The 8,591-nt window shown below is 45.6% G+C and carries 10 protein-coding genes; 6 read left to right on the forward strand and 4 right to left on the reverse strand.

Annotated features, from left to right (window positions below; all coding sequences use genetic code 11):
* The first annotated feature begins 185 nt into the window (after positions 1-185).
* Positions 186-323: a hypothetical protein gene (locus M3P05_RS21305; protein WP_408635963.1), complete on the forward strand. Its 138-nt coding sequence runs from the start codon at positions 186-188 to the stop codon at positions 321-323.
* Here the strand turns inward: M3P05_RS21305 and M3P05_RS18445 are convergent.
* Positions 320-1,558: a YgeY family selenium metabolism-linked hydrolase gene (locus tag M3P05_RS18445; RefSeq protein ID WP_249701570.1), complete on the reverse strand. Its 1,239-nt coding sequence runs from the start codon at positions 1,556-1,558 to the stop codon at positions 320-322. The two genes, M3P05_RS21305 and M3P05_RS18445, sit on opposite strands and share 4 nt — an antisense overlap.
* A 154-nt stretch (positions 1,559-1,712) precedes the next feature.
* On the reverse strand, positions 1,713-2,900 hold the full coding sequence (gene ygeW / locus M3P05_RS18450; RefSeq protein ID WP_249701571.1) for a knotted carbamoyltransferase YgeW: 1,188 nt from the start codon (positions 2,898-2,900) through the stop codon (positions 1,713-1,715).
* A gap of 460 nt (positions 2,901-3,360) precedes the next feature.
* Between ygeW and M3P05_RS18455 the strand changes: the two genes are divergently transcribed.
* The gene (locus M3P05_RS18455) at positions 3,361-3,825 is read left to right on the forward strand and encodes a phosphatidylglycerophosphatase A family protein (protein ID WP_249701572.1); all 465 of its coding nucleotides are present in this window, start codon (positions 3,361-3,363) and stop codon (positions 3,823-3,825) included.
* 114 nt (positions 3,826-3,939) lie between these two features.
* Positions 3,940-4,569, forward strand: coding sequence for a retropepsin-like aspartic protease family protein (locus M3P05_RS18460; RefSeq protein ID WP_249701573.1), 630 nt, complete (start codon positions 3,940-3,942; stop codon positions 4,567-4,569).
* Between the two features lie 232 nt (positions 4,570-4,801).
* On the opposite strand, the gene M3P05_RS18465 is transcribed toward M3P05_RS18460, so the two are convergent.
* Positions 4,802-5,752 carry an integron integrase gene (locus tag M3P05_RS18465; RefSeq protein ID WP_249701574.1) on the reverse strand — a complete coding sequence of 317 codons (951 nt, stop codon included), beginning with the start codon at positions 5,750-5,752 and terminating at the stop codon, positions 4,802-4,804.
* 299 nt (positions 5,753-6,051) lie between these two features.
* On the opposite strand from M3P05_RS18465, the gene M3P05_RS18470 reads away from it, so the two are divergent.
* Positions 6,052-6,849: a hypothetical protein gene (locus M3P05_RS18470; RefSeq protein WP_249701575.1), complete on the forward strand. Its 798-nt coding sequence runs from the start codon at positions 6,052-6,054 to the stop codon at positions 6,847-6,849.
* A gap of 436 nt (positions 6,850-7,285) precedes the next feature.
* Here the strand turns inward: M3P05_RS18470 and M3P05_RS18475 are convergent, their stop codons facing one another.
* A complete protein-coding gene (locus M3P05_RS18475; protein WP_249701576.1) occupies positions 7,286-7,474 on the reverse strand; it encodes a hypothetical protein in 189 nt (62 codons plus the stop codon).
* A gap of 106 nt (positions 7,475-7,580) precedes the next feature.
* Between M3P05_RS18475 and M3P05_RS18480 the strand changes: the two genes are divergently transcribed.
* On the forward strand, positions 7,581-7,721 hold the full coding sequence (locus M3P05_RS18480; RefSeq protein WP_249701577.1) for a hypothetical protein: 141 nt from the start codon (positions 7,581-7,583) through the stop codon (positions 7,719-7,721).
* Positions 7,722-7,901: 180 nt separating this feature from the next.
* On the forward strand, positions 7,902-8,117 hold the full coding sequence (locus M3P05_RS18485; RefSeq protein WP_249701578.1) for a DUF6500 family protein: 216 nt from the start codon (positions 7,902-7,904) through the stop codon (positions 8,115-8,117).
* The last annotated feature ends 474 nt before the right edge of the window (positions 8,118-8,591 follow it).

Genomic DNA, 8,591 nt, shown 5'->3' on the forward strand with positions numbered 1-8,591 from the left:
TCTTCTAGCGGAAACCTTGATGCCAGAAGGCCTGTGAACTGGATTATTTTTTCAAATGCCAAGGATGGCATGATAGCGACTGCAATCGCCAGAAATTGCTCCTGCATTTCTGACACTTCCACCTTCCCGATGGTCGATGGTCGATGGTCGATGGTCGATGGTCGATGGTCGATGGTCGATGGTCGATGGTCGATGGTCGATGGTCGATGGTCGATGGTCGATGGTCGATGGTCAGGATTTTGGAACGGAAAAAACAATCCAGTTCACAGGCCAAACCCCATAAATGCAATTCAGCACTTTCAAGGGTTTGGCCATACTATTAAGCAGTCTTATGCAGATACATCAGAGGAATAACTGCATACATGGCAGCGCAGTCAACCAGATCCTGCTTCCAGGTCTTCTCGTTCGGGAAGTGAGCTTCCGCTTCCTTACCAGGACCAAAGCCGATGCAAGGAATGCCGTAGCGACCCATGATGGATACACCGTTGGTGGAGAAGGTCCACTTGTCGGTACGAGGCTCCTTGTCGAACAGCAGACGGTAGCTTTCTTCCAGAGAGTCAGTTACCACGTGGTCTGCGTCGATCTTCCAGGATGGGAAGTAGCACTCAGTTGGGTAAACCAGGCCGGTGTAGGCAGGACGGTCGTACTTGTACATGGAAACTTCAGCGCCAGCCGCTTTAACAGAAGGCAGACGACGGATTTCTTCCAGAGCACCTTCCCAGGTTTCACCCCAGGTCAGACGACGGTCGATGGATACTGCACAGCTGTCAGCAACAGCGCAGCGGCTTGGGGAAGTGAAGAACACTTCGGATACAGTCAGAGTACCTTTACCCAGGAACTCGTCAACGTGCAGGCATTCGTTCAGAACCTGCAGGTCGTTCAGGATTGGGCCCATCTTGAAGATAGCGTTGTCACCACGCTCTGGAGCGGAACCGTGGCAGGAAACACCGCTTACGTCGATGCGGATTTCCATACGACCACGCTGACCACGGTAGATTCCGCCATCGGTAGGCTCGGTGGAAACAACAAACTCAGGCTTCAGACCATCTTCTTCGATGATGTACTGCCAACACAGGCCGTCACAGTCTTCTTCCTGAACGGTACCGGTCACAACCAGGGTGTAGTCATCTTCCAGACCCAGATCCTTGATGATCTTACCGGCGTAAACCATGGAAGCCATGCCGCCTTCCTGGTCGGAAGCACCACGACCACCGATGATCTCATCATCTTCCATGCCTTCGTATGGGTCGAAGGTCCAGTTGTCCATGTTGCCCACACCTACGGTGTCGATGTGTGCGTCCATGGCGATAATGCGCTTACCGTGGCCGATGTAGCCCAGGATGTTACCCATTGGATCGATTTCAACCTTGTCGAAACCAACCTTTTCCATCTCTTCCTTAATGCGCAGAACAACTTTTTCTTCGTCGCAGGATTCGCTTGGAATAGCGATCATGTCGCGCAGGAACTTGGTCATGTCAGCACGATAGCCTTCGGCTTTCTTCATGACTTCGGAGAATGGAATTTTTGCGGCAATAGGAGAGTTAGCTTCTTGGCTCATTTCTTTATCCCTGACGTTGAATCAACGTCGTAATCTGGTGAAAGAAGCGGGCCCTGGTGATCGACCGAGGTAACGGTGTAAGAGCCTGCTTCCTTAGCTGGCTCCGATCCTAATGCCGATGGGATCAGAGCCTTCCTATAAAATGGCGGTTTGATTAAACCTCTACGCGACGCTTGGCACGCTCCAGCAGAGCTTCCAGAGCGGCGGCAGGATCAGCGAACTTGCGGCTGAAGATCATGGCGGCGATGATGAATGGCTTCCAGCCAGCTTCCTTGTAGGTGTCAACCAGGTACTTATTGAATACACCTTCGGTTACTTCACCTTCTTCACAGGAAACGCCGGTGATGTCAGCAGGCAGACAGTGCATGTACAGAGCTTCGCCTTCTTTGGTCAGCTTCATCATTTCTTCGGTGCAGTGCCAGTCTTTGTGTTGAGCGTTCTGCTCCAGGCACTTCTTCTCCAGAGCCTTCAGGCCTTCCTGGTCGTTGGCGTACAGAAGTTCGGTACGCTCGCCCATGACCTGATAAGGAGCCCAGGACTTGGGATATACGATGTCTGCGTCCTGAAAGGCTTCTTCCATTGTGGAAACCTGAGTGAAGGAACCGCCGCTGGCTTCAGCGTTCTTCTTGGCAGTTTCAACAACTTCAGGAATCAGGTCGTAACCTTCTGGGTGAGCCAGGGTTACGTCCATGCCGAAGCGGGTCATCAGGCCGATGATGCCCTGAGGTACGGACAGAGGCTTACCGTAGCTTGGGGAGTAGGCCCAGGTCATGGCAATCTTCTTGCCTTTCAGCTCTTCCAGAGAACCGAAGTGCTCCTTGAGCCATGCCAGGTCAGCCATGGACTGAGTTGGGTGGTCAACGTCGCACTGCAGGTTAACCATGGCAGGACGCTGGGACAGAACTTCGTTTTCTTTACCGAAGTCCAGAGCTTCAGCAACTTCACGCATGTACTTGTTGCCGTGGCCCAGGTACATGTCGTCACGGATACCGATAACGTCTGCGCAGAAGGAGATCATGTTGGCCGTTTCACGGGTGGTTTCACCGTGAGCGATCTGGGACTTGCCTTCGTCCAGATCCTGAATAGCCAGACCCAGCATGTTACAGGCAGAAGCGTAAGAGAAACGGGTACGGGTAGAGTTGTCACGGAACAGAGATACGCCCAGGCCGCTGTCGAAAACTTTGGTGGAGATGTTTTCGTCACGCAGGGTGCGCAGAGCTTCAGCAACCAGCAGAACCTGCTTCAGTTCTTCAGGAGATTGCTCCCAGGTCAGCAGGAAGTCTTTTTCGTGCAGTTTGGATTCGAGGCTGCGGATTTCTTCGATGATTTTGTCGAGGCTCATAGCACTTACCCGATCTGGTTAAAATGAATAGACTTTTTCATTCTGGAAATTGAATTTCCGGGGCGGGACAGACCCGGTGCTTATTGCCATGGCTGTTTATCGCTCATGGCTGTTTGAGGGGAACCGGGAATCCTGCCATCTGATCTGTCTATAACAATTCCCGTGCCAGACTTTGCCAACACTCCAAAATAAATTTATTTTTCTTTTACTTTCAATTGGATAGAGAATATTTAAAGTTAACCACTATGAAGATCAGTTTCTAATTTCATTCTTTCTCAGAATGACGAAACCGAACATTATCTATCAGATTGATAAATACCAGAGATCGAAATCAGAATGGAAACTCGTTTTGAGACAGATCATTAGCTCTTCTCAAATCAGCTGAGCAAACTATCTACAGCCTGTTATGGAATGTATGATTAAGAGAACCTCTTCTCATTTGCGGTATTAAGGATTTCCCTTGCCTAAACCCCGTTTATCCAACCCCTGGCATCTTCTTGCTTTTGGCTTTGGCAGCGGACTTGCCCCCAAAGCGCCGGGAACTTTTGGCACGCTGGCGGCTGTTCCTTTCTATTTATTGCTGCTGCAGCTTTCTTTTCCTCTATATATAGTGGTTATTGTTATTGCCAGCCTGGCAGGTATTGCCATCTGCGGCAAAGCCTCCAGAGATCTGGGAGTGCATGATCATCCGGGTATTGTCTGGGATGAGTTCTGTGGATTCTGGATTACCATGATTGCGGCACCGGCTGGCTGGCTCTGGATTGCTGTCGGTTTTGCTCTGTTTCGCCTGTTTGATATCTGGAAACCCTGGCCTATCAGTCTGGCCGACAAACATGTCGATGGTGGAATCGGAATAATGCTGGATGACCTGATTGCCGGTGCCTATGCCTTTCTGGCTCTTCAGGGGATTGCTCTTCTGGTTTAATGATCTTCCGAATGATCTCCTTGATAGTGCAGCCGTCTCTAAGGGGCTGCACCTTATGTCCTGACTAACCTAATATAAAATGAACCAATTAAAACAAGAATGAGAGGAAAGTCGGTGATAAGGATCTTCACTCTCTTGATACTAATAGCGTTCTCCAGCTTCTCTTTATCTGCATCCAGAATAAGTGTTGTTGGGCTGTTTCCCGGAGCCGCAATATTGCTGATCAATGGCGAACGCCATGTTGTCAAAGAAGGAAAAAGTGTTGCCGGAGTGAAACTTGTATCCACTACCAAGAACTCGGCAACTGTTTCCATTGGAGGCCAGCTCAGAACCCTGCAGCTGGGCCGTGAAACTTCTCAGGATTACGTTGAACCAGAAAAGCCTGTTGTCAAAATTACCCGCAGCAAAGATGGCCATTACTGGGTTGATGGCATGATTAACGGACGGACTGTACGCATGGTGCTGGATACAGGTGCGACAGATATCAGTATCAGCGAAGAAGAAGCCAAAAGAATCGGGCTGGATTACAAGGGTGGTAGAAAGCGCCCCTATCAGACAGCTAATGGTGTTGTTGTTGGGTATCAGATTGTTCTGGAATCTGTATCGATTCAGGGAATTACCGAAATGAATGTTCCCGCCTCGGTGATTGCCAGCGACCATCCGATTCTTTTGGGAATGAGTTTTTTAAAGCGGGTCGATATGCGCGAGAAAGGGAATCTGATGTTCCTGGAAAGGAGGTACTAAAAACCACTATTTAACTAAACAGCGCCATTGATGATATTGGCTACAAAGATTTAGCCAAAATGGGCTTGAATATTCAGTAGGAGAATTTTCTGACAATCTGCCTATAAATCCGCATTTATCACGCTTACTCTGAAAACAGCCGCATGGCAAAATGGCATAATAATCAGATATTGTGCCAATGCGGACCGGCCCTGGAATGATTTATTCCTGAGACCCGATGGGCGGTAGCGTGCTAATTATCTACCGGACTTTTTACTCCCCGACCTCCCCGGTTAAGCACATGGGTATAAATCATAGTGGTATTAACATTGGAATGGCCGAGTAACTCCTGAACAGTGCGGATATCATAACCAGTTTCTAACAGATGTGTGGCAAAGCTATGCCTGAATGTATGACAGCTGGCGTGCTTATGAATACCAGCCTTATAAATGGCCGCTTTCACTCTGCGTTGAATATGGCGCTCATTGATATGATGACGACCAACTTTCCCTGAGCGGGGATCACGGCTCAGTTGATTACTGGCAAATATAAACTGCCAAGCCAGCTCCTTACCAGCATTAGGGTATTTTTTAGCCAGAGCCCCAGGCAAATGGACATGACTGACATTTTCAGCCAAAGCCTTTTGATGAAGGGCTGCTGAGTGCTCAATATGGCGCTTTAGTGAAGGAACGGTTTTTTGAGGGAGTACAGTGATTCTGTCCTTCCCTCCTTTACCTTCTCTAACAGTGATTTCATTCCGACTGAAATCGACATCCTTGACTCGCACCCGAATGGCCTCCATAAGCCGCAAACCTGCACCATACATCAGTTGGGAAATAAGAAGCGGCGTTCCTTGCAGATGAGAAAGAACAAGTTCTGCTTCATTGCGAGAAAAGACGACCGGGAGTTTCTTTGGCCTTCGGGAAAAAGACCACTCATTAATAATTAACTCTTCACGCTGCAGAACATTACGATATAAAAATACCAGAGCACTTAGTGCCTGTTGTTGGGTATTGATGGAAATATGCCTCTGCATGACCAGATAGGAAAGGAATTCGCTAATTTGCTCTCCTCCCATACTGGCGGGATGGCACATCTTATGAAACTTAAGATATTGCCTGATCCAGCTCCAGTATGCTTTCTCAGTTGCATAGGCATAATTCATAGTTCTTATAGCCTGCTGAAACTGTTGCTGTAATCTCACTGCATACCCCGAACAACTGGATAGAATAACAGTGAAATTAGTTTGTATATGTCAATTTCTCAAGTCAGCCTTAACATGTTGTTTTTGCATGCTTTTTAGCAAGCTTATGATGTGAATTCTGCATAAGCGGAAAATATACATTTAGGTATTACGACAATATGAATAATGCTTGCACTACATCAGAGCCAGTATAACTGGTTGATATAAAGGCATTATTCATGGTTTTTAATAGAAAAATTGATAGTTTCTTATACGGCTTTAAGCGTATATGAAGCTGTTAAATCACTAATGAGAATTCAGTGCAAACTTCTTTATTATATATTTTCACATCAATTATTTTTGTCGTACTAACAATGACAAATTTCATACCAATTATTAGCAGCAAATTATTAATTTTGAACGGATTAATTATTTGCTTTATTTTTGAATGGTTTATAAGATTCAAAGCTTTTAAACCTATTAATAAAGAGCTGAATGATAACGAAAATCGCAGACACATAAACTATTTGTGGGGCCTGCTATCACCTGGTTTTTATTTCTCCAAATATTATAAAAATGAAATTGAAGAGAGAAGCGATGAGAAAGAAACTGAGAGATTAAAAAGTAAAATTATAAAAACGACCAACAATTTAAATCTAATAAGTAGTGCAGGCATATTTTTAATATTAACAATTATTGGCCTGCTCAAACCAGTTATGCCGCATGTATCCTTCAATACAATTGTATGTATATCCTTTGGGTTAGTACTTTATAGAACTTTATCAAGAAGCGTTGAGATTATTTATGCTTTCACAAATGATGCCACCAGTGATGAAACAAAATCTACTTCCTCACTGAATAAATATGACAGAATCAAATTAGCAATTAATAGCTATATAGAAAATATACTAAACTATGCAGCCTTATATTTTTTAGCATCAGATGATAAAAGCAATACTCTTCAGCAACTATTTATTTCTATTGGACGAAGTACTATTTCAAGTGTAAATCCTGTAAAGTCATTTGATTTAATCAATATTGCAATCTATGGACAAGTGATAACATCCCTAACACTTGTTGTTCTATCACTTGCTGTCTATATCAGTCGCAAAACGTAATTTAACAAGTGCATCAAAGGGACGCCGCCTGCGGCGGCGCCCCTCATGCAAGCGTTACCCGCGTTGGGGGAATGAATAGTCCCAAGTCATCGTAAATCCCGCCAAAAGTCTTTAACCTCAGCCCTTTCAAAGCTGGCGGTCAGCAATAGAGTTGATTCGTGCAATGCCAGCGTCAGCAAAAGGAATTGCTGCAGGTTTATCTTCGCTGGCAGGCGGTAGCGTGCTCAACTAATTTATCTCTATCGTGCAACGCCAGCACAAGCATTGTGCAACCAGTGGTTCTGCAAAGCTGGCAGCCAGCATCGGAGTTTGTCACGGTTTAAATCCTGATAGTTCAGCAATTCAACGTGTTTCTCCTGCAAATATTTTCTGGCTGCTTCCCAGTTGTGCCAGCGCCAGCAAAGTGCTCCCAAGGTTTCGTGATGCTGTCAGTTCATTATTTCACGGCAAGCATTTCACATTTGCGTGGTGTAAAAATCGGGGTAAACTCAGCACCGCTATTCACTATTTCAAAGCTGGCAGGCAAGGCCGCAATTGGTTCCAGTTTTCCTGGTTGGTCAGCAAACAAACTCATTCTGCCTGCTCTTTGGTCACTGCTGCCTTTGTGCAATGCCAGCATCAGCATTTTCAAACATCGCCGCAAAAGCGGGTAACAAGTGCATCAAAGGGACGCCGCCTGCGGCAGCGCCCCTCATGCAAGCGTTATGCGCCAACAAATTCGAGTATAGGTCATGAAAATCACAGATTTTTATATTTTGAATGGTCATGGAGATGCTATCGAAGCTGATGCTCATGGTAATAATATCGCTTTTTCATGTTTTAAATGCGGTCACCCTGTTTTAGCTGTAGCTTTAGAAAATCAGCGAGGTTAGGACGAAGACCACCCAGCAGATTGCAAGAGGAAAGGATGTAAGGCTTCGTATTTCTTAGATATAAGAGCGCACAAAGATATTCTTTATGTGCATTTGATTTAAGATTACACGCATGACAAGGGCCAGTAACATACCTGCAATTCTGTCACAGCTAATCGGCAGTGGAGTTTTAAGTAATAAATGAGAAAAGTCCTGAAAGAAAAGATCATTGAAGTATGTGATAAGAAAATTGCTAGTAAAGGCGAAAATGTAGGTCTTTCATTTTATGCATTCTTTGCGAATAAGAATGACAATCCTGAACTTCTCATGGAAGCAGCAGAATGGTGGATAATGACACATAAACTTGACCACTTTGAAAAGGCCGCAAAAATAAAAGAATTGGTTCAAAACCTATAAAAATAGGGTCCGAGTTAATCAGCGCATAACAAGCGCATCGTGTTCGGCAGCAAGCTGCCTGGGACGCCTTCGGCGCCCCACATGCGGGCGTTACACGCGGTTTGGAGTTTCAATAAGTTTTCTCCTGCAAAATCTGAATTAACGAGAGAAAAACAAGTTCTGTGGAGCTGGCAATAAGGGTTTGAGTTTGCCACGTCGTTTTCCTGAAAGTTCAGCAATTCAACGTGTTTTTCCTGCAAACATTTTCAGGGCTGCTTCCCGGTTTTGCCAGCGTAAACATTGTGCAACCCAGGTTTTGTATGGTTTGCCAGTTCAAGGTTTCATGGCTGGGTTTTAGCATTTATGTGGTGTAAAAATCCGGGTTTCACAAACACCGCTGTTCACTATCCCAAAGCTGGCAATAAAGTTTTTGTGTTTGTTTGGGGTATTCTGGTTGTGCAGCAAACATTCGCAGTTTTCCTGATAGTTGGTCAT

The organism is Parendozoicomonas callyspongiae (assembly GCF_023502345.1).
GTDB lineage: Bacteria > Pseudomonadota > Gammaproteobacteria > Pseudomonadales > Endozoicomonadaceae > Sansalvadorimonas > Sansalvadorimonas callyspongiae.